Annotated in this window: 30 protein-coding genes; 1 reads left to right on the plus strand and 29 read right to left on the minus strand. The window is 70.6% G+C overall.

Annotation, left to right across the window (positions count from 1 at the left end; genetic code table 11):
- Positions 1 to 151 precede the first annotated feature (151 nt).
- From GIS00_RS10505 to infA, 6 genes are all read right to left on the minus strand, one after another.
- A complete protein-coding gene (locus GIS00_RS10505; RefSeq protein WP_154768418.1) occupies positions 152 to 1,210 on the minus strand; it encodes a DNA-directed RNA polymerase subunit alpha in 1,059 nt (352 codons plus the stop codon).
- 172 nt (positions 1,211 to 1,382) lie between these two features.
- Positions 1,383 to 1,988 (minus strand): 30S ribosomal protein S4, encoded by a 606-nt coding sequence (gene rpsD / locus GIS00_RS10510; RefSeq protein WP_154768419.1) that lies wholly within the window; start codon positions 1,986 to 1,988, stop codon positions 1,383 to 1,385.
- A 19-nt stretch (positions 1,989 to 2,007) separates the two neighbouring features.
- A complete protein-coding gene (gene rpsK, locus GIS00_RS10515; RefSeq protein ID WP_154768420.1) occupies positions 2,008 to 2,418 on the minus strand; it encodes a 30S ribosomal protein S11 in 411 nt (136 codons plus the stop codon).
- A 6-nt stretch (positions 2,419 to 2,424) separates the two neighbouring features.
- Complete coding sequence (rpsM, locus tag GIS00_RS10520) at positions 2,425 to 2,802, minus strand: 30S ribosomal protein S13 (protein ID WP_154768421.1); 378 nt, start codon at positions 2,800 to 2,802, stop codon at positions 2,425 to 2,427.
- Positions 2,803 to 3,152: 350 nt separating this feature from the next.
- Entirely contained in the window at positions 3,153 to 3,266 is a 114-nt protein-coding gene (rpmJ, locus tag GIS00_RS27470) for a 50S ribosomal protein L36 (protein WP_322097824.1), read from the minus strand.
- A gap of 197 nt (positions 3,267 to 3,463) precedes the next feature.
- Positions 3,464 to 3,685: a translation initiation factor IF-1 gene (gene infA, locus GIS00_RS10530; RefSeq protein WP_010228514.1), complete on the minus strand. Its 222-nt coding sequence runs from the start codon at positions 3,683 to 3,685 to the stop codon at positions 3,464 to 3,466.
- A 616-nt stretch (positions 3,686 to 4,301) separates the two neighbouring features.
- Between infA and GIS00_RS28925 the strand changes: the two genes are divergently transcribed.
- Complete coding sequence (locus GIS00_RS28925; RefSeq protein WP_154768423.1) at positions 4,302 to 5,375, plus strand: phosphatase PAP2 family protein; 1,074 nt, start codon at positions 4,302 to 4,304, stop codon at positions 5,373 to 5,375.
- Here GIS00_RS28925 and GIS00_RS10540 read toward each other — a convergent pair.
- The 23 genes from GIS00_RS10540 to rpsS all read right to left on the minus strand — a co-directional run bounded on the left by GIS00_RS10540 (position 5,263) and on the right by rpsS (position 21,143).
- Positions 5,263 to 5,988: a response regulator gene (locus tag GIS00_RS10540; protein WP_322097825.1), complete on the minus strand. Its 726-nt coding sequence runs from the start codon at positions 5,986 to 5,988 to the stop codon at positions 5,263 to 5,265. The two genes, GIS00_RS28925 and GIS00_RS10540, sit on opposite strands and share 113 nt — an antisense overlap.
- Positions 5,975 to 7,945, minus strand: coding sequence for a sensor histidine kinase (locus tag GIS00_RS10545; RefSeq protein WP_154768425.1), 1,971 nt, complete (start codon positions 7,943 to 7,945; stop codon positions 5,975 to 5,977). Before GIS00_RS10545 ends, GIS00_RS10540 begins: the two co-directional genes overlap by 14 nt.
- 522 nt (positions 7,946 to 8,467) lie before the next feature.
- Positions 8,468 to 9,337, minus strand: coding sequence for a type I methionyl aminopeptidase (gene map, locus GIS00_RS10550; protein WP_322097826.1), 870 nt, complete (start codon positions 9,335 to 9,337; stop codon positions 8,468 to 8,470).
- Positions 9,338 to 9,343: 6 nt separating this feature from the next.
- The gene (locus GIS00_RS10555; RefSeq protein ID WP_154768426.1) at positions 9,344 to 9,895 is read right to left on the minus strand and encodes an adenylate kinase; all 552 of its coding nucleotides are present in this window, start codon (positions 9,893 to 9,895) and stop codon (positions 9,344 to 9,346) included.
- Positions 9,895 to 11,247 (minus strand): preprotein translocase subunit SecY, encoded by a 1,353-nt coding sequence (gene secY, locus GIS00_RS10560; RefSeq protein ID WP_154768427.1) that lies wholly within the window; start codon positions 11,245 to 11,247, stop codon positions 9,895 to 9,897. The genes GIS00_RS10555 and secY overlap by 1 nt, the downstream gene beginning before the upstream one ends.
- A gap of 434 nt (positions 11,248 to 11,681) precedes the next feature.
- Positions 11,682 to 12,125 (minus strand): 50S ribosomal protein L15, encoded by a 444-nt coding sequence (rplO, locus tag GIS00_RS10565; RefSeq protein ID WP_154768428.1) that lies wholly within the window; start codon positions 12,123 to 12,125, stop codon positions 11,682 to 11,684.
- A gap of 7 nt (positions 12,126 to 12,132) precedes the next feature.
- Entirely contained in the window at positions 12,133 to 12,330 is a 198-nt protein-coding gene (rpmD, locus tag GIS00_RS10570; RefSeq protein WP_154768429.1) for a 50S ribosomal protein L30, read from the minus strand.
- Between the two features lie 2 nt (positions 12,331 to 12,332).
- Positions 12,333 to 12,965 carry a 30S ribosomal protein S5 gene (gene rpsE, locus GIS00_RS10575; protein WP_154768430.1) on the minus strand — a complete coding sequence of 211 codons (633 nt, stop codon included), beginning with the start codon at positions 12,963 to 12,965 and terminating at the stop codon, positions 12,333 to 12,335.
- Between the two features lie 31 nt (positions 12,966 to 12,996).
- Positions 12,997 to 13,365 (minus strand): 50S ribosomal protein L18, encoded by a 369-nt coding sequence (rplR, locus tag GIS00_RS10580; protein ID WP_154768431.1) that lies wholly within the window; start codon positions 13,363 to 13,365, stop codon positions 12,997 to 12,999.
- Positions 13,365 to 13,901: a 50S ribosomal protein L6 gene (gene rplF / locus GIS00_RS10585; RefSeq protein WP_154768432.1), complete on the minus strand. Its 537-nt coding sequence runs from the start codon at positions 13,899 to 13,901 to the stop codon at positions 13,365 to 13,367. Before rplF ends, rplR begins: the two co-directional genes overlap by 1 nt.
- 19 nt (positions 13,902 to 13,920) lie before the next feature.
- Positions 13,921 to 14,319: a 30S ribosomal protein S8 gene (rpsH, locus tag GIS00_RS10590; protein ID WP_154768433.1), complete on the minus strand. Its 399-nt coding sequence runs from the start codon at positions 14,317 to 14,319 to the stop codon at positions 13,921 to 13,923.
- Between the two features lie 167 nt (positions 14,320 to 14,486).
- Complete coding sequence (locus tag GIS00_RS10595) at positions 14,487 to 14,672, minus strand: type Z 30S ribosomal protein S14 (protein ID WP_154768434.1); 186 nt, start codon at positions 14,670 to 14,672, stop codon at positions 14,487 to 14,489.
- Between the two features lie 2 nt (positions 14,673 to 14,674).
- Positions 14,675 to 15,244, minus strand: coding sequence for a 50S ribosomal protein L5 (gene rplE, locus GIS00_RS10600; protein WP_154768435.1), 570 nt, complete (start codon positions 15,242 to 15,244; stop codon positions 14,675 to 14,677).
- A complete protein-coding gene (gene rplX, locus GIS00_RS10605; protein ID WP_154768436.1) occupies positions 15,244 to 15,564 on the minus strand; it encodes a 50S ribosomal protein L24 in 321 nt (106 codons plus the stop codon). Before rplX ends, rplE begins: the two co-directional genes overlap by 1 nt.
- A gap of 2 nt (positions 15,565 to 15,566) precedes the next feature.
- Positions 15,567 to 15,935 (minus strand): 50S ribosomal protein L14, encoded by a 369-nt coding sequence (gene rplN / locus GIS00_RS10610; RefSeq protein ID WP_322097827.1) that lies wholly within the window; start codon positions 15,933 to 15,935, stop codon positions 15,567 to 15,569.
- 484 nt (positions 15,936 to 16,419) lie between these two features.
- Positions 16,420 to 17,016, minus strand: coding sequence for an N-acetyltransferase (locus GIS00_RS27480; RefSeq protein WP_230313441.1), 597 nt, complete (start codon positions 17,014 to 17,016; stop codon positions 16,420 to 16,422).
- 161 nt (positions 17,017 to 17,177) lie between these two features.
- Complete coding sequence (locus GIS00_RS10620) at positions 17,178 to 18,488, minus strand: phosphotransferase (RefSeq protein WP_154768437.1); 1,311 nt, start codon at positions 18,486 to 18,488, stop codon at positions 17,178 to 17,180.
- A gap of 113 nt (positions 18,489 to 18,601) precedes the next feature.
- A complete protein-coding gene (gene rpsQ / locus GIS00_RS10625; RefSeq protein ID WP_154768438.1) occupies positions 18,602 to 18,913 on the minus strand; it encodes a 30S ribosomal protein S17 in 312 nt (103 codons plus the stop codon).
- Positions 18,910 to 19,152, minus strand: a complete 243-nt coding sequence (rpmC, locus tag GIS00_RS10630; protein ID WP_154768439.1) for a 50S ribosomal protein L29 — start codon at positions 19,150 to 19,152, stop codon at positions 18,910 to 18,912. Before rpmC ends, rpsQ begins: the two co-directional genes overlap by 4 nt.
- On the minus strand, positions 19,152 to 19,571 hold the full coding sequence (gene rplP, locus GIS00_RS10635) for a 50S ribosomal protein L16 (protein WP_154768440.1): 420 nt from the start codon (positions 19,569 to 19,571) through the stop codon (positions 19,152 to 19,154). Before rplP ends, rpmC begins: the two co-directional genes overlap by 1 nt.
- A 3-nt stretch (positions 19,572 to 19,574) precedes the next feature.
- Entirely contained in the window at positions 19,575 to 20,417 is an 843-nt protein-coding gene (gene rpsC, locus GIS00_RS10640; RefSeq protein ID WP_154768441.1) for a 30S ribosomal protein S3, read from the minus strand.
- Positions 20,417 to 20,842 (minus strand): 50S ribosomal protein L22, encoded by a 426-nt coding sequence (gene rplV / locus GIS00_RS10645; protein ID WP_154768442.1) that lies wholly within the window; start codon positions 20,840 to 20,842, stop codon positions 20,417 to 20,419. Before rplV ends, rpsC begins: the two co-directional genes overlap by 1 nt.
- A 19-nt stretch (positions 20,843 to 20,861) precedes the next feature.
- Entirely contained in the window at positions 20,862 to 21,143 is a 282-nt protein-coding gene (gene rpsS, locus GIS00_RS10650) for a 30S ribosomal protein S19 (RefSeq protein WP_154768443.1), read from the minus strand.

The following is a 21,143-nucleotide window of genomic DNA, read 5'->3' on the forward strand; positions in this document are numbered from 1 at the left end:
GCCCGACGTTTCCTGTCCGCGTCCGGCCAGTGCAGCTGGCATCCCTTGCAGGACATCAGCTCTCACCGGCCGCCCACCCGGTGGCCGGGTGGACCTGACCGTCCGGCCGCCGCGCCGGTTTCCCGGGCGCGGCGGACCGTCGGTCGTCACATCAGATCTGCTCGGTCTCCGCGTAGTCGTCGTCCGAGGCGGCGTTGGAGAACGGGGTGTCGTCCCCGTCGCTCCAGTCGCTGCCGCCGTACGCCTGGGCCGCCGCGACCGGGTCGAACCCGGCCGGCGAGTCCTTCAGCGACAGGCCGAGGCCGTGCAGCTTGACCTTGACCTCGTCGATCGACTTCTGGCCGAAGTTCCGGATGTCCAGCAGGTCGGCCTCGGTCCGCGAGACCAGCTCGCCGACCGTGTGGATGCCCTCGCGCTTGAGGCAGTTGTAGGAGCGGACGGTGAGGTCCATCTCCTCGATCGGCAGCGCAAACGCCGCGATGTGGTCGGCCTCGGCCGGCGACGGCCCGATCTCGATGCCCTCGGCCTCGATGTTCAGCTCGCGGGCGAGCCCGAACAGCTCGACCAGCGTGGTGCCGGCGGAGGCGACGGCGTCGCGCGGGGTGATCGACGGCTTGGACTCGACGTCCAGGACCAGCCGGTCGAAGTCGGTGCGCTGCTCGACACGGGTCGCCTCGACGCGGTACGTGACCTTGAGGACCGGCGAGTAGATCGAGTCGACCGGGATACGGCCGATCTCGGCACCGACGACCTTGTTGGGCGAGGCCGGGACGTAGCCGCGGCCACGCTCGACGACGAGCTCGATCTCGAGCTTGCCCTTCTTGGTCAGGGTGGCCAGGCGCAGCTCCGGGTTGTGCACGACGACACCGGCCGGCGGCGCGATGTCGGCGGCGGTGACCTCACCCGGGCCCTGCTTGCGCAGGTACATGGTGACCGGCTCGTCGTCCTCGGAGGAGACGACCAGTTCCTTCAGGTTGAGGATCAGCTCGGTGACGTCCTCCTTCACCCCCGGGACGGTGGTGAACTCGTGCAGCACGCCGTCGATGCGGATGCTGGTGACGGAGGCACCGGGGATCGAGGACAGCAGGGTGCGCCGGAGCGAGTTTCCGAGGGTGTAACCGAAACCGGGCTCCAGCGGCTCGATGACGAACCGGGACCGGGTCGCGGTCAGCGGCTCCTCGGTGAGGACCGGGCGCTGGGAAATCAGCATGAGGGATGACCTCCAGGTTCTGGTGGCGACCGCCATATGACGCCACACACGGGTGCTGCACGCCCCGGGGGTGCGTGCACCCACGGGAACGGGAGTGGCCCCCGCCGCCGGGAGGGCGGACGGGGACCGGCACGATCCCCGCCGGCGCACGGCCGGCGGGGATCGTGGTGGATCACTTCGAGTAGTACTCGACGATCAGCTGTTCGGTGATCTGCGAATCGATCTGCGCGCGCACCGGGAGCTGGTGGATCAGGATCTGCAGCGTGTTCGGCACGACCTGCATCCAGGCCGGGACGGGGCGCTCGCCGTAGGTCTGCCGCGCCAGCTCGATCGGGAACTTCTCGACCGAGTTCTTGCGGACGGTGACGATGTCGTACTGCTCGACGCGGTAGGACGGGACGTCCACACGCTGGCCGTTGACCTCGAAGTGGCCATGGGTCACCAGCTGGCGGGCGGCGCGACGGGTCCGGGCCAGGCCGGCGCGGTAGATCACGTTGTCCAGGCGCGACTCGAGGATCTGCAGCAGCGTGTCACCGGTCTTGCCGGTGCGCGAGGCGGCTTCCTTGTAGTAGCGGCTGAACTGCTTCTCCATGACGCCGTAGGTGAAGCGGGCCTTCTGCTTCTCCTGCAGCTGGGTCAGGTACTCCTTCTCCTTGGTGCGCGCACGACCGTGCTGCCCGGGCGGGAAGGGGCGACGCTCGAAGGCGACGTCCCCACCGACCAGGTCGGTCTTGAGGCGACGGGAGATCTTGGTGACGGGTCCGGTGTAGCGAGCCATGGGTTATCTCTCCTGCCCGTCAGACGCGTCGCCGCTTGGGCGGCCGCGTTCCGTTGTGGGCCTGCGGGGTGACATCGGAGATCGCCCCGACCTCGAGGCCGGCGGCCTGGAGGGAACGGATGGCGGTCTCGCGGCCCGATCCCGGGCCCTTGACGAAGACGTCGACCTTGCGCATGCCGTGCTCGATCGCCTTGCGGGCGGCGTTCTCGGCGGCCATCTGCGCGGCGAACGGCGTGGACTTCCGGGAGCCCTTGAAGCCGACGTGGCCGGCGGAGGCCCAGGAGATCACGGCACCGGTCGGATCGGAGATCGACACGATGGTGTTGTTGAAGGTGCTCTTGATGTGGGCGTGGCCGTGGGAGACGTTCTTCTTCTCCTTGCGGCGGATCTTCTTGACGCCGGCGGCACCCTGGCGGGTCTTGGGGGGCATGGCGGATTACCTGGCCTTCTTCTTGCCGGCGATGGTCTTCTTGGGTCCCTTGCGGGTACGCGCGTTGGTCTTCGTCCGCTGGCCGCGCACCGGGAGGTGGCGGCGGTGACGCAGACCCTGGTACGAGCCGATCTCCATCTTGCGACGGATGTCGGCCTGCACCTCGCGGCGCAGGTCACCCTCGACCTTGAACTCGTTCGCCTCGATCGCGTCGCGAAGCGCGAGCACGTCGTCGTCGGTCAGGTCCTTGGAGCGGAGATCCGGGCTGATGCCGGTCGCCTTCAGGAGCTCGGCGGCACGCGTGCGGCCGATCCCGTAGATGTAGGTCAGTGCGACCTCCATCCGCTTGTCGCGGGGGAGGTCCACTCCCTGGAGTCGTGCCATCAGGCACACACCCTCTTTCTGCGGTGCCACAGGTGTCGGTCGTGTCCCTCCCCGGACATCCGATCCGGGCCCCGGCCTGTGGTCCGGGGGTGACCGCCCCGCGCCCGGAGGCGTGGTGCGGGTGGTGACACGTTGTCGTGCTGGTGGTGCTGGTACTGCTGGTGGTGCTCGACCTGCTGTGCCGTGCTTGCGTCCGTGGAAGTGGCCGCAATAGCGGCCATCCGCACGGACGCAACCTGCGCGGGCTCAGCGCCGGGACTCAGTGCTTGATTTTCGTGACCTGCTGGGAGCTCCGCTCCTCGCCCTCCCTCGTACCTCGGTCGGGCTGCGATGCTCACTCCCGCAGGCACTCAGCCCTGGCGCTGCTTGTGACGCACGTTGTCGCAGATCACCATGACGCGGCCGTGGCGGCGGATGATCTTGCACTTGTCGCAGATCGGCTTGACACTCGGCTGGACCTTCACGGTCGTCGCCCTTTCCCTAGATCCGGCGGTGTGCCGGAGTCCACGCGCCCCCACCTCGGAGGCGCTCCCTACCGGTCCGGCCGTCGGGCCGCCCCGGTCGCAGCCGGGACGTGGTCCCGGCCCTGCTCCCTGAGGGAGGAGCAGAAGTCTTCAGTTGGTGCGGGCGCAGGCCCTGTCGTGACGACGGGCCGGCCGGCTCACTTGTAGCGGTAGACGATCCGGCCGCGGCTCAGGTCGTACGGCGAGAGCTCCACGACCACGCGGTCCTCGGGCAGGATGCGGATGTAGTGCTGTCGCATCTTGCCGCTGATGTGCGCGAGCACGCGGTGCCCGTTCTCCAACTCCACGCGGAACATGGCGTTGGGGAGCGGCTCGACCACGCGGCCCTCGACCTCGATGGCCCCGTCCTTCTTAGCCATAGCCTCCACAATCCGTAGTAGTCCTGGTCAGTCGCCCGGACCTGAGGCCCGGATCGGCTGTCACTGCCTGCCCGCCGGCATCACTGCCGGCCGGACGCGCGGACATGCCGATCCCGCGACCGCAAGGCGATCGCCGGTCCGGTACGAGTGGCTGACCCGGGACCCGCCCGGGAGAGACTTCCGCACGCCGCGCTGCCGTTCGACCCACCGCCCCGCACCAGGGCCGGGACACCCGGTGACCGACCCGCGGACGGGAGGGACCTGACGTGACCAGCTGACATGCACACGGAACAGCGGCGACACACGCGCCGACGTTCAACTATACGCGCGGAGGCGCGCACCCACCAATTCCGGCAGGTCCCCGCACCGGCCCGGCCCCACCGACCCCGACCGTGCGGTCCTCGAACGGCGCTGCTGCCGCCGGTCGGCACTCCCCCGGGGACCACCCACCCGGGATCCCGGCGAGCATAACCGCCCGCCCGCGCGGGCATCCTTGGGGTGTGGCGGAAGAGGGCGGCGTGGCGGCGCGACGGGCAGCAGTGGCGGATCGAGCCGTGACGGTGGCGTTCCGACCCGGCATCACCGACCGGAACGGGGTGCCGCCCACCCGGGGAGAGTGGCCGAGGTCGTCGACCTGCACCGTGGCCGCAGCAGACGGAGCGACGATCGGCGGGATCCGTTGATCGAGCGGTACGGCTACGTCTGGCTGCCCTACGCGATCGCCGCCGTCGCCCTGATCGCGATCGCGCTGATCGCCCGGCACCGCCGGCAGCTGGGTCCGGCCATGCGGGACCGACTGGTGCTGCGGGCCGCGGCGCTGCTGGTACTGGCCGGAGCCATCCTGCTGCTGGCGGATGCGGCGACCGAGGGCGACGGGCTGGCGTCGTTCGACATCCCGGTCTGGCAACGTGCCATCGACCTGCGCGCGGACTGGTTGACCCCGGTCGTCATCGCCTGGACGACCATCGGCAGCACCGTCGGGATGACCGTGATCTGTCTGATCGGCTTCGGATACCTGATGTGGCGCAAGGACTTCGCCGGCGCCGGGCTGCTGGCGACGGTGGGTATCGGCGCCGGCCTGCTGGTGGTGATCGGCAAGCGGATCGTCGGGCGCACCCGGCCGCCGGTGGACATGCGACTGGTCACTGAGACCAACGAGTCGTTCCCGTCCGGCCACGCGCTGGCGGCGACGGCCGTGCTCGGGATCGTCGTGCTGCTGGTCCGGCGCCACCTGCGCGACCGGCGGTGGATCATGGTCGCCGTGGTGCTGGGCGTCTTCTGGCTGGGCATCGGGCTGAGCCGGATCTACCTCGGCGTGCACTGGGCGACGGACATCCTCGGCGGCTGGCTGACCGGGGCGGCCTGGCTGATCACCGCCGTCACCATCTGGGACTTCCTCGACGCGGCGCGGCGACCGCCGTGGCGCCGGGTCGCAGCGGTGGCCGGAGCGGCGGCGGAGGGAGTGGCGGCGGAGGGAGTGGTGGGAGTGCCGGTGGCGGGAATGCCGGTGGTCGGAGACGCGACGGGCGCCGGCGCGGCCGGTGCGGTGAGCGATCAACCGGTCAGTGATCCGCCGGTCAGTGATCCGCCAGCCGGTACCGGGACTCCGGGCGGCCGACCTGCCCGTACCGATGACCCCGCCGGGCCACCCCTGTCTCCACCAGGTGTGCGAGGTACCGACCCGCGGTGATCCGGGAGATGCCGAGTTCCTCGGCGAGCTCGACCGCCGACGCGTCGTCGCGCCGGCGCAGTGCCGCGGACACCAGCTCCAGGGTCTGCGGGGTGAGGCCCTTCGGCAGCGGCGCGCCCAGCGGGGTGCGCAGCACCGCGAAGGCCCGGTCCACGTCCTCCTGCGCCACCCGGTCGCTGACCTGCACCTGGGCCCGGAACGAGCGGTAGGCGGTCAGCCGGTCCCGCAGCGCGGCGGAGGCGAACGGTTTGATCAGGTACTGCACGGCACCCTGGGCGACCGCGGCGCGCACGGCGTCGGACTCCCGCGCCGACGACACCACGATGACGTCGATCGGCCGGCCCGCCGACCGGAGCCGGCGCATCACCTCGAGTCCGGTCAGGTCCGGCAGGTGCAGGTCGAGCAGCACGAGGTCGACGTCGCCGGTCTCGATGAACGCGAGCGCCTCGGCGCCGCTCCCGGCCACCCCGACCACGGTGAAACCCTGCTGGCGGGACACGTGGTGCGCGTGTGCCCTCGCCGCGACCGGGTCGTCCTCGACCACCAGCGTGCGGATGGCCGCGCCGGCCCGGGCGGTGCTGCGGGCGGCGCCGACCGGCTCATCCGTTGCCACGGGTCCGACCCTGCACGACTGCGTCCCCCTCGGGCTCGACCGACTCGGACACCAGAGTCCCATCCCCGGCTGCCGGGCCGTGCACCGCCCCGCCGGGCGGGTCGGTCTGGCCGTGCGCGGATCCGTGACCGGCCGAGCCGCCGGCCGCCGTCCCGTCCTGTGCCGCGGGTGCGACGTCCTCCGCTCCCCCGCTCCGCCGGTCACCGTGACCGACCAGGGGCAGTTCGACCCGGAAACGCCCGTGGTCACCGGGGACCGCCTGGACCGTGCCACCGCAGCGGGCGACGGCCTGCCGCACCAACGCCAGGCCGAGGCCGCGGGCACCGGCCGGGCCGCGGACGGACTTGGTGGTGAAGCCGTCGGCGAAGATCCGCTCGGCGACCTCGGCGGACAGGCCGGCGCCGGTGTCCCACACCTCCAGCACCAGCCGGTCGTCGAGGGGTGCGCAGCGCACCCCGACCATCCGGCGCGGAACACCTGCGGTGCCCGGCGGGCCGGCCGGTCCGGCGCGACCGTCGCCGGCCGTCAGCGGCGCAGCCGCGGCGGCGTCGATGGCGTTGTCCACCAGGTTCCCGAGGACGGTGACCAGCTCGCGCGCATCGGCGGCGCCGTGCGGCAGGTCGGAGTCCGGGTCGACGATCAGCTCGACGCCACGCTCCGAGGCCTCGGCCGACTTGCCGAGCAGCAGCGCGGCGACCGCCGGTTCACCCATGCCCTCGACCACCTGGTCGGCGAGCGACTGGGCCATCTCCAGATCCTCGACCGCGAACTGCAACGCCTCCTCGACCTCCCCCAGCTCGAGCAGCGAGACCACGGTGTGCAGGCGGTTCGCCGACTCGTGCGCCTGCGCGCGCAGCGCCCGGGTGAACCCGCGCATCTCGTCGACCTCGCCGGAGAGTTCCTGCAGTGCGGTGTGGTCGCGCATCGTCAGCACCGCGCCGACCGGCCCACCGGCGCCGGCGGCCCGGCGCCGGGTCACCGCGAGCACCCGGGACGGGGTGATCACCAACTGGTCGGTGATCTCCTCGTCCGACTCGACGATCTCCGCGAGATCGCCGGTGATCCCTGCCTCCTCGGCGGTCCGGCCGGCGACGTCCTCGTCGGGCAGGTCGAGCAGCAGCTGGCCCTGCCGATTGATGCCGACGACGCGGTGCGCGGTGTCGAGCAGGACCATGCCGTCGTGCACGGCGTCCAGCACGGTCTCGTAGTACGAGTACAGCCGGGCCAGCTCGCGTGGTCCCAGGCCGAGGGTCTCCCGACGCAGGCGACGCGCGATGAGCAGGATGCCGAGACCGCCCACGACCAGGGCGACCACTCCGACCCCGACCAGCAGCCACATCCGCTGCTGAACGGTGGCGGAGATGTGCGCCTGCGTCACCCCCACCGAGACCAGGCCGAGGAAGGTGCCGTCGGCGGCGATGATCGGGGTGACCGCCCGCATGGACGGGCCGAGACTGCCGTCCGCGACGGTGACGTACGGCTGGCCGGACCGCGCGGTGGACAGGTCACCCTCGAAGGTGCCGCCGATCAACGTGGTGTTCGGGTGGGTGAGCCGGGTGCCGTCCGCCCGCAGGAAGACCACGAAGTCGACGGACGTGGCGAGCCGGATCTGCTCCGCGTACGGCTGCAGCGCTGCCGACGCGCCGGCGACATCGAGGTCCTCGCCGAGGATCTCGGCGACACCCGGGGAGGACGCCGCAGTGGTGGACACCGCCACCACCCGCTCCCGGGTGACCTGGTCGGTGTACTCACGGCTGTCGAGGAACACCAGGCCCAGACCGACGACGATGACCACCAGCAGCAGGACCGTCAGCAGGACCAGCATCCGGGCGGCGATCGACCGGCCGGACCGCCCCAGCCGGGCCATCATCCGGCCCACCGGTCCCCTGGCCGGGGCCGGGTCGCCGGGATCGCCGGGCACGGTCGGGAGGGCAGCAGCGGCCGACGAACCGCGCACCGCCCCACCTCCTCCCGCAGCCGGACCAGGAGGGCCGACGCAGCAGGTGCCGCGAGCGTCCGTGCGGGGACGGCGCGGCCGGCGGGTCGCCGTGGACACGGCCCTCCGTCGGAGGATCGCACGGCACCCACCGCGGGAACACCGCGCTCGGCTCGCATGCTGTGAACAGTACGAACGAAACATCGACATCGGCCACAGCAGGCACGCACGCTGTGATCACGGGCACAGCCGTTCGTGGTACCTCGGTCCCCCTCCCGACCGGGACGCGCGACCTGCTGGACCGGACGGGTCGCTCCGCCGTCGTCGAGGGGTGGTGGCGGACCCGTCCGGCCCGCCCGGCTCCTGCGCAGTTCACCCGCCGGTCAGGGTGCCGCTGCCGCCCGTGGACGCCGGCGCGGGACGACCGATGCCGGAGCCACCGCAACTCTGCGTTTCGTCCACGCCGACTGCGCGCACCCACGGGCGCGCGTGCGGCCGACCGCCTGTCTCACCGGCCGCGTGGCGACCCGGCCGGGGCGGGGCTCAGTCCAGGGAGACCGGGGTGACGCCGAACGGCGCGAGCCCGGCGAGACCGCCGTCGGCGGCGGTGAGTACGCAGATCCCGTCGGACAGGATGCCGACCGAGTGCTCGAAGTGCGCGGCCCGGGCGCCGTCCCGGGTGGAGACGGTCCAGCCGTCGTCCAGCTCCCGGGTCAGCGCGCGACCCAGGGACAGCATCGGCTCGATGGCCAGGGCCATGCCGGGGGCGAGCCGCACGCCCTTGCCGCGCTTGCCCTGGTTCGGCACGAACGGGTCCATGTGCATGGCCGTGCCGATGCCGTGGCCGCCGTACCCCTGGACGGACCCGTAGCGCCGGCCGTCCTGCTTGCCGGACCGCTCGGCGGAGGCCTGGATCGCCCACGACACGTCACCCAGTCGGCCACCGGCCTTGATCGCGGCGATGCCCGCCCACATGGCCAGTTCCGTCGCGACCAGCAGGTCCGTCTCCGCTTGCCCGATCTCGTCGTCGTCCGGGGCGGCCCCGATGTGCACACTGACCGCCGAGTCGGAGTGCCAGCCGTCGAGCACGCAGCCGGCGTCGATGGACAGCAGGTCGCCCTCGGCCAGCACCCGGGGACCCGGGATGCCGTGCACGATCTCGTCGTTGACCGAGGCGCAGATGGTGGCCGGGAAGGCACCCTCGCCGCCCGGGCCGCCGCCGTACCCCTTGAAGTTGCTGACCGCGCCGGCATCGGCGATGACCGCGGCCACCGCCCCGTCGACGTCGGCGGTGGTCGCACCCGGCACCGCCGCGGCGCGGCCGGCCACGATCGCCCGGGCCAGGATCTGCCCGGACGCGCGCATCATCTGCAGCTCGCCCCGGGTCTTGTACTCGATCTCCCCGCGTACCACGACAGCTCAGTCCAGCGCGTCGATCGCCTTGCGGATGCGCTCCTGCACCTCGTGGATCTCGCCGACACCGTCGATCCGGGCGACCTTCTCGCCGTAGAACTCGATGAGCGGGGAGGTCTCCGCGTGGTAGATCGCCAACCGCCGGTCGATCGACTCGGGGGTGTCGTCACTGCGCCCGCGGGCCGTCATCCGCTCACGGAGCACCTCGTCGGGGGCGTCGACCAACAGCACGCACTTGATCGGGGTGCCGCGCTCGGCGAGCACGCCCTCCAGCCAGGATGCCTGGGAGATGTTGCGCGGGAAGCCGTCCAGCAGGAAACCGACCTCGGCGTCGGGCTGTGCCAACCGGTCGACCAGCATGTCCTGGGTGACCTCGTCCGGCACCAGCTGGCCGGCGTCCATGATCGCCTTGACCTTCTGGCCCAGCGGGGTGTTGCCGGAGATGTTCGCCCGGAACAGGTCCCCGGTCGACACATGGGGGATCCCCACCGCCTTGGTGAGGAGCTCGGCCTGGGTGCCCTTACCGGCACCCTGCGGGCCGACGATCAGAAGTCGCATCAGCGGAGGAACCCTTCGTAGTTGCGCTGCATCAGCTGGGTCTCGATCTGCTTGACGGTGTCCAGACCGACGCCGACCATGATGAGCACCGCTGTGCCACCGAAGGGGAAGTTCTGGTTCTGACCTTCGCCGGTGATGGACAGGAACATGTTCGGGAGAATCGCCACGATACCGAGGTAGATCGACCCCGGCAGTGTGATCCGCGACAACACGAACTGCAGGTATTCGGCCGTCGGCCGGCCCGGGCGGATGCCCGGGATGAAGCCGCCGTACTTCTTCAGGTCGTCCGCGCGCTCGGTCGGGTTGAAGGTGATCCCGACGTAGAAGTACGTGAAGAAGATGATCAGGCCGAAGTAGAGCAGGATGTGCACCCAGCTCGACTGGTTGACCACGTACTGGTTGAAGAACTGCGCGACGCCGGAGTACTCCACCTCACCGGTGACCTCGTTGACCGTGGTCGTGCTGACCAGGCCGAGGATCAGCGACGGGATGTAGAGCAGCGAGGTCGCGAAGATGACCGGGATGACGCCGGCCTGGTTGACCTTCAGCGGCAGGTAGGTCGAGGTGCCGCCGTACATCTTCCGGCCGACCATGCGCTTGGCGTACTGCACCGGCAGCCGGCGCTGGCCCTGCTCGACGAAGACCACCGCGGCGATGATCAGGAACGCGATGACGATGATCGCGGCGAAGACGACGCCGCCCTGGCCGGACAGGATGTTCTGGCCCTCGGCCGGGATCCGGGCGGCGATCGAGGTGAAGATCAGGATCGACATGCCGTTGCCGATGCCGCGGTCGGTGATCAGCTCGCCCATCCACATGACGGCGGCGGTGCCGGCGGTCATGGTGAGCACCAGGACGATCAGGCCGAACACGCTCTGGTCCGGGACCACCTGGCTACGCACCGTGCAGCTGCCGAACAGGTTGCTCGGGCCGTCGGTGATGGCGAGGCCGACGAACGCCGTGGACTGCAGGACGCCGAGGCCGATGGTCAGGTACCGGGTGTACTGCGTCAGCTTCGCCTGACCGGCCTGGCCCTGCTTCTTCAGCTGCTCGAACCGCGGGATGACCACACCCAGGAGCTGGATGATGATCGACGCGGTGATGTACGGCATGATGCCCAGCGCGAAGATCGACAGCTTGAGCAGCGCACCACCGGAGAACAGGTTCAGCACGGTGGTCAGGCTGGTGTCGGCACCGTTCGCCTCTTCCAGACACTGGTTCACGGCCGTGTAGGAGACGCCCGGGGACGGCAGGGTGGCACCGAGTCGGTAGACCGCGACCAGGGCCAGCGTGAAGAGGATCTTCTTCCGGAGATCCGGGGTCTTCAGCGCCGAGACGAATGCGGCGAGCAAAGGTTCTCCTTCAGGTGCGCGGCGCAGCTGTCGTACGGGCCGCCGCACGGGCCGGCACCGGACGCGTCGGCGCGGACCCGGGTCTGTTCGGGTGCAGATGGAGCTTCAGTCGTTGCTGGTGCTTCTGGTGCTGCTGACACTGCTGGTGCGGGTGACTCGGTACTGCCGGGTGCTGCTGGTCGTGCGGAGTTGCTGGTCGTGCGGTGCTGCCCGTGACGGTGTTCCCGATGGTCCGGTCACCCCGCCCGGAGTGACCCGGGCCGGCTGCGCCGGGCACAGGTCACCGCTCGGTCGAGGGTAACGCACGATCCCCCGGGCCCGGACCGCTGCGGCGCAGCGACCGGACATCCGGGGGATCGTGGGTGAACCCTGGTCACGGGCTCGGGGCGCTCGACCCGGGGTGGTGGCCCCGGGACGTGCTATCGGGCTGTCCGTCAGACGGCGACGGCGGACCCGCCCGCCGCGGCCAGCTTCTCCTTGGCGGAGCCGGAGAACGCGTGCGCGGTGACCTCGAGCTTGACGCCGGCGACGTCACCGTCGCCGAGCACCTTCACCAGCTCGCCGGACCGGACGAGTCCGGCCGCGACGATCGCGTCGACGTCGACGGCACCGCCGGCCGGGAAGGCCGTGGCGAGCTGACCGACGTTGACCACCTGGTAGGCGGTGCGGAAGCGGTTCTTGAAGCCCTTGAGCTTCGGGAGCCGCATGTGCAGCGGGAGCTGGCCGCCCTCGAACGAGGCCGGGACGTTCTTCCGCGCGCCGGTGCCCTTGGTACCGCGGCCGGCGGTCTTGCCCTTCGAGCCCTCACCACGACCGACACGGGTCTTCGCGGTCTTGGCGCCGGGGGCGGGACGGAGGTGGTGGACCTTGATGGTCATCTCCGGCTCACTTCCCTTCGGTTGCTTCGTACGGCTCGACCGTCAGCAGGTGCGTCGCGGAGCGGATGTAGCCGCGCACGATCGCCGAGTCCTCCACGACCACCGAGTGGTGGATCCGCTTCAGACCGAGCGAACGCACGGACTCCCGCGCCGGGCGCTTGTTGCCGATGGTCGACTTGATCTGGGTGACCTTGAGCTGGGCCATGGTCACACCCCCTGCCCGGCACGCGCCCGCAGCATGGCGGCGGGGGCGACGTCCTCGATCGGCAGGCCACGACGGGCCGCGATCTCCTCCGGCCGCTGCAGACCCTTGAGGGCCGCCACGGTCGCGTGGACGATGTTGATCGGGTTGTCCGAGCCCAGGGACTTGGACAGCACGTCGTGGATGCCGGCGCACTCGAGCACGGCACGCACCGGGCCACCGGCGATGACACCGGTACCCGGCGAGGCCGGACGGAGCAGGACGACGCCCGCGGCGGCCTCACCCGTGATCGGGTGCGGGATGGTCGAGGCGATGCGCGGCACCTTGAACATGTGCTTCTTCGCCTCCTCGACGCCCTTGGCGATGGCGGCCGGGATCTCCTTGGCCTTGCCGTAGCCGACGCCGACGCTGCCGTCGCCGTCACCCACCACCACGAGGGCGGTGAAGGAGAACCGGCGGCCGCCCTTGACCACCTTGGCGACACGGTTGGTCACCACGATGCGCTCGAGCAGCGGGTTGCGCTCCTGGGGAGCGTCCCGGCGGTCGTTGCGACGGTCGCCGCGACGACCGTCGCGACGGTCACCGCCGCCGGCGCGATCGCCACCGCCGAAGCCGCCTCCGCGTTGCGGTCCGGGCATCAGATGTCCCTTCCAGTCTTCGTGTTCATGATCAGAACTCCAGCCCGGCCGCGCGGGCCGCGTCGGCCAGGGCCGCGATGCGGCCGTGGTACTTGTCGCCACCGCGGTCGAACACCACCGAGGAGACCCCGGCGGCCTTCGCACGCTCGGCGACCAGCTCGCCGACCTTGCGGGCCTTGGCGCTCTTGTCGCCCTCGGCGGCACGCACGTCCGCCTCGAGCGTCGAGGCCGCGGCGATGGTGCGGCCGACCGAGTCGTCGACCAGCTGCACGGCGATGTGCCGGGCGGAGCGGTTGACGACCAGGCGCGGACGCCCGGTGGTGCCGACGACCTTCTTGCGCAGGCGGAAGTGCCGGTTCGCTCTGGCAGTCCGACGTGCGGCGCTGTAGTTGGCTGCCATCACTTACCCTTCTTTCCTTCCTTGCGCCGGACGACCTCGCCGGCGTAACGGACACCCTTGCCCTTGTACGGCTCGGGCTTGCGGATCCGCCGGATGTTGGCGGCGACCTCGCCGACCAGCTGCTTGTCGATGCCCTCGACCCGGAAGCGGGTGGGGGTCTCGACGACGAAGCTGATGCCCTCGGGCGCCTTGACCGGCACCGGGTGGGAGAAGCCGAGCGCGAAGACCAGGTCCTTGCCCTCGGCGGTGACGCGGTAGCCGGTGCCCTGGATCTCCAGGGCCTTGGCGTAGCCGGTGGTCACACCGATCACCATGTTGTTGACCAGCGTGCGGGTCAGGCCGTGACGGGCCTTCGAGTCACGCTCGTCGTCCGGGCGGGTCACCTCGAGGGTGCCGTCGCCCTTGGCGACACTGATCGGCTCGACCACGGTGTGCGAGAGGGTGCCCTTGGGCCCCTTGACCGTGACGTGCGAGCCGTCGATTGTCACGTCGACCCCCGAGGGAACGGGGATCGGCAGCTTTCCGATTCGCGACATGTCAGTCGTTCCTGTCCGATTACCAGACGTAGGCGAGGACTTCCCCGCCCACCTTCTTCTTGGCGGCCTGCCGGTCGGTCAGCAGACCGGTCGAGGTCGAGATGATGGCGATGCCGAGGCCGCCGAGCACCTTCGGCAGCTCGGTCGAGCGCGCGTAGACGCGCAGACCGGGCTTGGAGATGCGCTTGACGCCGGCGATCGAGCGCTCACGGCTCGGGCCGTACTTCAGCTTGACGACCAGGCTCTTGCCGACGGTGGCGTCGGCGGTGGTCCAGGAGCCGATGTAGCCCTCCTTGACCAGGATGTCGGCGATGTGGCCCTTCAGCTTGCTGAACGGCATCACCACCTCGTCGTGGTACGCGGAGTTGGCGTTGCGGATCCGGGTCAGGAAATCCGCGATCGGGTCGGTCATGGTCATGGGATCTGTGGTGCCTTTCTCGCCCGGTTCCGCCCGGGTGGGGCGGCCTGTGCGAAGAGGGGCGCGACGGGTCGCGCCGGGTGCAGGTCGTGGTGCGGTGGCCCGGCCCGGTCCGCGGCCGGAGCCACGGTGCGGGGCGGGACCACCGGGTGGTCACCGGGGAACAGTCACCAGGAGGACTTGGTGACGCCCGGCAGCTCGCCGGCGTGCGCCATGTCCCGCAGGCAGATCCGGCACAGGCCGAACTTGCGGTACACCGAGTGCGGGCGGCCGCACTTGTTGCAGCGGGTGTAGCCGCGCACCGCGAACTTCGGCTTGCGCTTGGCCTTGTTGATCAGAGCGGTCTTCGCCATGCTCAGTTCTCCTTGAAGGGGAAGCCCAGGGCGCGCAGCAGGGCACGACCCTCGTCGTCGGTGGTCGCGGTGGTGACCACGGTGATGTCCATGCCGCGCGAGCGGTCGATGCGGTCCACGTCGATCTCGTGGAACATCGACTGCTCGTTGAGGCCGAAGGTGTAGTTGCCGTTGCCGTCGAACTGCTTCGGCGACAGACCGCGGAAGTCACGGATACGCGGCAGGGCGATGGTGACCAGCCGGTCCAGGAACTCCCACATCCGGTCGCCGCGCAGGGTGACCTTGGCGCCGATCGGCATGCCCTCGCGCAGCTTGAACTGGGCGATGGACTTGCGGGCCTTGCGGACGATCGGCTTCTGGCCGGTGATCGCGGTGAGGTCCTTGACGGCACCCTCGATCAGCTTCGCGTCACGCGCGGCCTCGCCGACGCCCATGTTGACGACGACCTTGACGACGCCCGGGATCTGCATGACGTTGCCGTACGAGAACTGCTCGTGCAGCGCGGTCTTGATCTCGGCGTGGTACCGGGTCTTCAGCCGCGGGGCGGTCTTCTCGGTGGTGGGGGCACTCATCACAGGTCCTTCCCGCTCTTGCGGCTGACCCGGACGTTGCGGCCGTTGTCGTCGGTCCGCTTGCCGACCCGGGTCGGCTTGTTGTCGCCGTCGACGACCATCACGTTGGAGATGTGGATCGCGGCCTCCTGGGTCACGATGCCGCCGGACTTCGCGCCACGCTGGGTCGTGGAGACCTTGGTGTGCTTCTTGATCCGGTTGACACCCTCGACCAGCACGCGGCCGGTCTCCGGGTAGGCCTGGATGACCTTGCCCTTGGCGCCCTTGTCCTTGCCGGCGATCACCAGCACGGTGTCGCCCTTCTTCACCTTGAGACCCATGGTCAGAGCACCTCCGGTGCCAGAGAGATGATCTTCATGTAGCGCTTGTCGCGCAGCTCGCGGCCGACCGGCCCGAAGATGCGGGTGCCGCGCGGGTCGCCGTCGCCCTTGATGAGGACCGCGGCGTTCTCGTCGAAGCGGATGTACGAGCCATCCGGACGACGCTTCTCCTTGACCGTGCGCACGACGACCGCCTTGACGACGTCGCCCTTCTTGACGCCGGCACCCGGGATCGCGTCCTTCACGGTGGCGACGATGATGTCGCCGATGCCCGCGTAGCGGCGCGAGGAGCCGCCGAGCACGCGGATGCACAGGATCTCCTTGGCGCCGGTGTTGTCGGCGACACGGAGCCTGGACTCCTGCTGAATCACGTCCGAACCAACCTTCTGGTCTTACGGGGTGTTGCCTGGTTCCGATCCCTTCCGGGGCCCTCACACGCGAAAAGACAAGAGGAGGTGCGGGCATCTGCCCGCCTTTTCCTCTTGCCCGTGGTCCGCGTGACGGACCTGTGGGGGCCGTGCGGCCCGCTCACCGGGTGCGAGCACCCGGCCGGAAGGAGAAACGAAGCCCTGGCAGGATTTCCGACCCCGCCAGGCCAGTGCGATGCACCGGTGCTCGCGCACACGGGACACCAGTCGTCCACCTTACCAGGTCGGAGCGGCCTTCCTGACCAGTCGGAGCGGGGCTGATCAGCGGCGATCCCATCCCCCTGCTCCCCCGACCCCTCCCCCCGCGAGGATCTTCATCGCAGGCGCGCAGGAAAGTGGCGACTCCCGTCCCACCCGTCCCAACGGCGGCAACTTCCCACGCGTCTGCGATGAAGATCCTCGCGCTGGGAGGGGTGGCGGGTGGCGGTCAGAGCGGGGAGGAGGTGCCGGCCTCGTAACTGCGCAGGTGCCGCTCGCCGATGCCGAGCTCGTCCCAGCTCGCCCGCCAGGCCGTCAGGTGCAGGGACGCGGTGTGCCGGTCCAGCGCCGCCCGGTCGGCCCACCGCTCGTGCACGCGGACCAGGCCCGCGTCCATCACGTCCAGCGCGTAGGCGTACTCCAGGCAGCCGGACTCGGCCCGACTCGCCCGGATCATCGCCGCCAGCACCGGCCGGGCCGGTTCGATCCGGTCGGCCGGGATGCGGAAGGTGCCGGTGACCAGCACGGTGGCGACCGGCTCCACCACCAGGTCGTCGAAGTCGTGGTGCGTCTGCAGCCAGTACCGGACGAAGGAGCAGGTGGCCCTGATCCGGGACCCGCGGTCGCGGACGTCGGCCAGGGCGCCGGCGATCAGCCGACCGGCCATGCCGCGGCCCTCGAACTCCTCCAGCACGAACGTCCGGTTGAAGTCGAGCACCCCCTGCTCCGCGAGATCCGGGGTGTAGGCGGTGATCCCGGCCAGTTCCCCGTCGACGGTGATCTCGTAGCGGTGCCGGACCGGATGGTGGCGGACCTCGATGCCCATGCGGTCAGTCTGCTGGGGACCGGTCGTACCCACAACCGCACGGCGCCGCCGCACCCGGCGTCAGCGGAACGCCCGGGGTCGGCGGGTACGGACCACCTCCGGTCGGCCGATGCGGCTGCAACCCTGTTGCGGGACTGCCGCATCGACCAGGTCCGGGGCGGTCAGCCCCGCGCTGCGTGCAGCCGGATCAACCGGTCCAGGATGTCCACGATCACGCCGCCGAGCTCCCAGCGGGACACCTCGGGCTGCGCCCGCTGGATGTGCTCGTAGGAGATGGCGGTGAACACCAGCTCCACGACACCCGCTGCCTCCCAGTACCTGTCGTCGTCGATCTGCGGGAAGTCCGGGCGCCACAGTTCGGCGTGAGCGGCCCGCACCGCGGCGGCCGCCGCCTCCCCACCGCCCGCCGGCGCCCCGGCCGCGGCACTCGCGGCCAGGTGCCGCACGTCCAGCAGCGGGTGCGCGAGGCAGGCATCGGTCCAGTCGAAGATCACCGGCCCGCCGGACCCGGTTCCGGCATTGCCCAGGTGCAGGTCCCCGTGCGACAGGGTGTCCGGCAACCCCGACCCGGCGAGCAGCTGCACGGACTCCATCAGCCAGGGCTCGAGTTCCCGTGCGGCACCGCGCTGCTGCGCGGTCATCAGCGGGAGTTCGACCGAATCGTGCAGTACGGTCCGGAGCTCCTCGATCGTCGACGCGGCGCCCCGGTCCGGTGCCCCGGCGGCCTGCAGGGCGGCCAGCCCGGCCAGGGTCTCCCGCTGCACGCGCGCCAGGGCCCGGGCGACCGCGGCCGGCGTGCCGGGTTGCTCGTCGTCGATCCCGACGACCGGCTCCATCAGCATCCAGGCCCGGTCGGTGTCGATCCCGAGCAGGCCGGGCACCAGGTCGGGGACCAGCTCGTGCAGGACGGCGGTGATCGCGGGCTCGTCGTGGAAACGCGCGCAGGTCGCCTTGAACCACACGTCGGCCGGTCCGCGGGGGCCGGTCACCGGCCGGCGCAGCACCGCGGACAGACCCCACATCTTGGTGATCTCGGCCGGCCCCGTAGGTGTCAGACCGAGGTCGGCGCAGTTCCCGGCCACCCAGTCGTCGACGGCCGGCCGCCACCCGGCGCCGAACCAGTCCGGCCACCCCGCACCGCGTGCACCCTCCGCCACTGCCGTGACCGCCCGGCGGACCGCGACCGCTGCCCCCGCGTGGTCCAGGTCGTCGACCGCGACCCAACGGGCGCCCACCCGGCCGATCCCTGCGCTGCTCCCCCGCAGCACGTTCGTCACCGTGCCGTCGGCCCGCCGCTCCGCGGGCGCAGCGAGCACGGCGCCAGGGTCCCCGGTCGCGGCCACCAGGTCCCGGTGGTCGGGCCACTCGTCGGGCACCACCGGCAGCGTCGCCCCGCCCCGCTTGCCGTCGACGGCCAGCACCCGGTCGAGATCCGGGTGCAGCAGCGCGACCTCGTGACGGCGGGACAGCACGGGGTCGGTTCTACCAGCAGGATCCGCGGGACACCCCGGAACGACGGAACCCCCGCCGCACCGAAGTGCGAACGGGGGTTCCGTGGGAGATCAGGCCGGACGGACCGGCAGGATCACTTGGCCTTCTCGAGGACCTCGACCAGACGCCACCGCTTGGTGGCGGACAGCGGCCGGGTCTCGGCGAGCAGGACGCGGTCGCCGATGCCGGCCAGACCCTGCTCGTCGTGCGCCTTCACCTTCGAGGTGCGGCGGATGACCTTGGAGTACCGCGGGTGCTTCACCCGGTCCTCCAGCTCGACGACGATCGTCTTCTCCATCTTGTCGGAGACGACGTAGCCCTCGCGGACCTTGCGCTCGCCGCGCTTCTCGGCAACAGCGGCCTCGTCGGCGGCGCCCTCAGTGTTCACGGCAGCGTTCTCGCTCATGCCGCACCTTCCTCATCAGCCGGACCGTCCGGGCCCACCGACAGGCCGAGCTCGCGCTCGCGCTGCACGGTGTAGATCCGGGCGATGTCGTGCCGGACCTCGCGGAGCCGACGGTTCTTGTCGAGCTGCCCGGTGGCCAGCTGGAACCGGAGGTTGAACAGCTCGGCCTTGGCCTCGCGCAGCCGGGCCTCGATCTCCTCGGCGCCGAGCTCACGCAGTTCGTTCGCGGTGATCGCCATCAGGACTCACCACCCTCCCGGGTCACGATGCGGCACTTCATGGGCAACTTGTGGATCGCGCGGCGCAGGGCCTCGCGGGCGATTTCCTCGGTCGGGTAGCTCATCTCGAAGAGCACACGGCCGGGCTTGACGTTGGCGACCCACCACTCCGGCGAACCCTTGCCGGAACCCATGCGGGTCTCGGCCGGCTTCTTGGTCAGCGGGCGGTCCGGGTAGATGTTGATCCAGACCTTGCCGCCACGACGGATGTGACGGTTGATGGCGATACGAGCGGACTCGATCTGCCGGTTGGTGACGTAGGCGGGCTCGAGGGCCTGGATGCCGTAGTCGCCGAAGGTGACCTGGGTGCCACCGGTCGCCATACCGGTCCGGGTGGGCCGGTGCTGCTTCCGGTGCTTCACCCGACGGGGGATCAGCATGGGTCAGCTCTCCTGGTTCTCGGCCGGGGCCGCGGCAGCGGTCCCGTCCGCGTCCGACGCGGCCGCGCGGCCGGCATCGGTGGAGGTCGGGGTGGTGCCGGAGGCTCCGCTGCGACGGCCACGGGCGCGGTCGCCACCACGGTCGCGGTCGCCCGCACCACGGTTGGCGCCGGCACGCTGCGCCTGCAGGGCCTCGGCGGCCTTCTGCTCGGCCAGGGTGCCGGTCTTGTCACCCTTGTAGATCCAGACCTTCACGCCGATCCGGCCGAAGGTGGTCTTGGCCTCGAAGAAGCCGTAGTCGATGTCCGCACGCAGGGTGTGCAGCGGCACGCGACCCTCGCGGTAGAACTCCGACCGGCTCATCTCGGCGCCGCCCAGACGGCCCGAGCACTGGATCCGGATGCCCTTGACGGCACCGGACCGCTGCGCGGACTGCATGGACTTGCGCATGGCGCGACGGAACGACACGCGGTTGCTCAGCTGCTCCGCGACACCCTGGGCGACCAGCTGCGCATCGGACTCGGGGTTGCGCACCTCGAGGATGTTCAGCTGGACCTGCTTGCCGGTGAGCTTCTCGAGCTGGCCACGGATGCGGTCGGCCTCGGCGCCACGGCGGCCGATGACGATGCCCGGACGCGCGGTGTGGATGTCGACGCGGACCCGGTCACGGGTGCGCTCGATCTCGACCTTGGCGATGCCGGCGCGGTCCATGCCCTTGGACATGAGCTTGCGGATCTCGACGTCCTCGGCCACGTAGTCGGCGTAGGACTTGTCCGCGTACCAGCGGGAGCTCCAGTCGGTGGTGATGCCGAGTCGGAACCCGTGCGGGTTGATCTTCTGCCCCATCAGCGAGCCCTTCCCTTCTCACTCGACGCGACGCGCCGGGACCGGCCGCCGCTGCTCTTCGCGGTCTCGACCGAGACGAGCTCGATCGTGATGTGGCACGTGCGCTTGCGGATCCGGAAGGCCCGGCCCTGGGCGCGCGGCTGGAACCGCTTCATGGTCGGGCCCTCGTCGACGTAGGCCTTGTCGATGACCAGGGTCTCGGTGTCGAGGCCCTGGTTGTGCTCGGCGTTGGCGACGGCGGAGGCCAGCAACTTGCCGACCACCTCGGCGGCGGCCTGCGGGGCGAAGGCCAGGATGTTCGCGGCGTCCGCCGCGGTCCGGCCGCGCACCAGGTCGACGACCCGGCGCGCCTTCATCGGCGTGGTGTGCACGTGCCGGGCCTTGGCCGTGGCGCGCGGCAGATCAGCCGTCTGCTGTGCGTTCATGAGTTGTCAGTCCTTCTCGTCAGCCGCGCCGCGACCGGCGGTCTTCCTTGACGTGCCCCTTGAAGGTGCGCGTCGGGGCGAACTCACCGAGCTTGTGGCCGACCATCGACTCGGTCACGAAGACCGGGACGTGCTTGCGGCCGTCGTGAACGGCGATGGTGTGGCCGAGCATGTCCGGGATGATCGTCGAACGGCGCGACCAGGTCTTGATGACCGACTTGGAGCCCTTGTCGTTCGCCGCGTCCACCTTCTTGAGCAGGTGGCCGTCGATGAACGGGCCCTTCTTCAGACTTCTAGGCAT

The organism is Nakamurella alba (assembly GCF_009707545.1).
Taxonomy (GTDB): Bacteria; Actinomycetota; Actinomycetes; order Mycobacteriales; family Nakamurellaceae; genus Nakamurella; species Nakamurella alba.

Bases quoted from the DNA above. Each gene is read 5' to 3' on its own strand.
- rpsH (WP_154768433.1), bottom strand. From the start codon at position 14,319: ATGACCATGACCGACCCGATCGCGGATTTCCTGACCCGGATCCGCAAC.
- infA (WP_010228514.1), bottom strand. From the start codon at position 3,685: ATGGCTAAGAAGGACGGGGCCATCGAGGTCGAGGGCCGCGTGGTCGAG.
- rpmC (WP_154768439.1), bottom strand. From the start codon at position 19,152: ATGGCGATCACCGCGAACGAACTGCGTGAGCTCGGCGCCGAGGAGATC.
- rplF (WP_154768432.1), bottom strand. From the start codon at position 13,901: ATGTCGCGAATCGGAAAGCTGCCGATCCCCGTTCCCTCGGGGGTCGAC.
- rpsK (WP_154768420.1), bottom strand. From the start codon at position 2,418: ATGCCCCCCAAGACCCGCCAGGGTGCCGCCGGCGTCAAGAAGATCCGC.
- rplE (WP_154768435.1), bottom strand. From the start codon at position 15,244: ATGAGTGCCCCCACCACCGAGAAGACCGCCCCGCGGCTGAAGACCCGG.
- GIS00_RS10505 (WP_154768418.1), bottom strand. From the start codon at position 1,210: ATGCTGATTTCCCAGCGCCCGGTCCTCACCGAGGAGCCGCTGACCGCG.
- rpsE (WP_154768430.1), bottom strand. From the start codon at position 12,965: ATGCCCGGACCGCAACGCGGAGGCGGCTTCGGCGGTGGCGATCGCGCC.
- rpsC (WP_154768441.1), bottom strand. From the start codon at position 20,417: ATGGGGCAGAAGATCAACCCGCACGGGTTCCGACTCGGCATCACCACC.
- GIS00_RS27480 (WP_230313441.1), bottom strand. From the start codon at position 17,016: ATGGGCATCGAGGTCCGCCACCATCCGGTCCGGCACCGCTACGAGATC.
- rpsM (WP_154768421.1), bottom strand. From the start codon at position 2,802: ATGGCACGACTCCAGGGAGTGGACCTCCCCCGCGACAAGCGGATGGAG.
- rplV (WP_154768442.1), bottom strand. From the start codon at position 20,842: ATGAACGCACAGCAGACGGCTGATCTGCCGCGCGCCACGGCCAAGGCC.
- rpsQ (WP_154768438.1), bottom strand. From the start codon at position 18,913: ATGAGCGAGAACGCTGCCGTGAACACTGAGGGCGCCGCCGACGAGGCC.
- rplO (WP_154768428.1), bottom strand. From the start codon at position 12,125: ATGACCATCAAGGTCCACCACCTCCGTCCCGCCCCCGGCGCCAAGACC.
- rpmD (WP_154768429.1), bottom strand. From the start codon at position 12,330: ATGGCCCAGCTCAAGGTCACCCAGATCAAGTCGACCATCGGCAACAAG.
- rplP (WP_154768440.1), bottom strand. From the start codon at position 19,571: ATGCTGATCCCCCGTCGGGTGAAGCACCGGAAGCAGCACCGGCCCACC.
- rplR (WP_154768431.1), bottom strand. From the start codon at position 13,365: ATGGCAGCCAACTACAGCGCCGCACGTCGGACTGCCAGAGCGAACCGG.
- GIS00_RS10595 (WP_154768434.1), bottom strand. From the start codon at position 14,672: ATGGCGAAGACCGCTCTGATCAACAAGGCCAAGCGCAAGCCGAAGTTC.
- GIS00_RS10555 (WP_154768426.1), bottom strand. From the start codon at position 9,895: ATGCGACTTCTGATCGTCGGCCCGCAGGGTGCCGGTAAGGGCACCCAG.
- rplX (WP_154768436.1), bottom strand. From the start codon at position 15,564: ATGGGTCTCAAGGTGAAGAAGGGCGACACCGTGCTGGTGATCGCCGGC.
- rpsS (WP_154768443.1), bottom strand. From the start codon at position 21,143: ATGCCTAGAAGTCTGAAGAAGGGCCCGTTCATCGACGGCCACCTGCTC.
- rpsD (WP_154768419.1), bottom strand. From the start codon at position 1,988: ATGGCTCGCTACACCGGACCCGTCACCAAGATCTCCCGTCGCCTCAAG.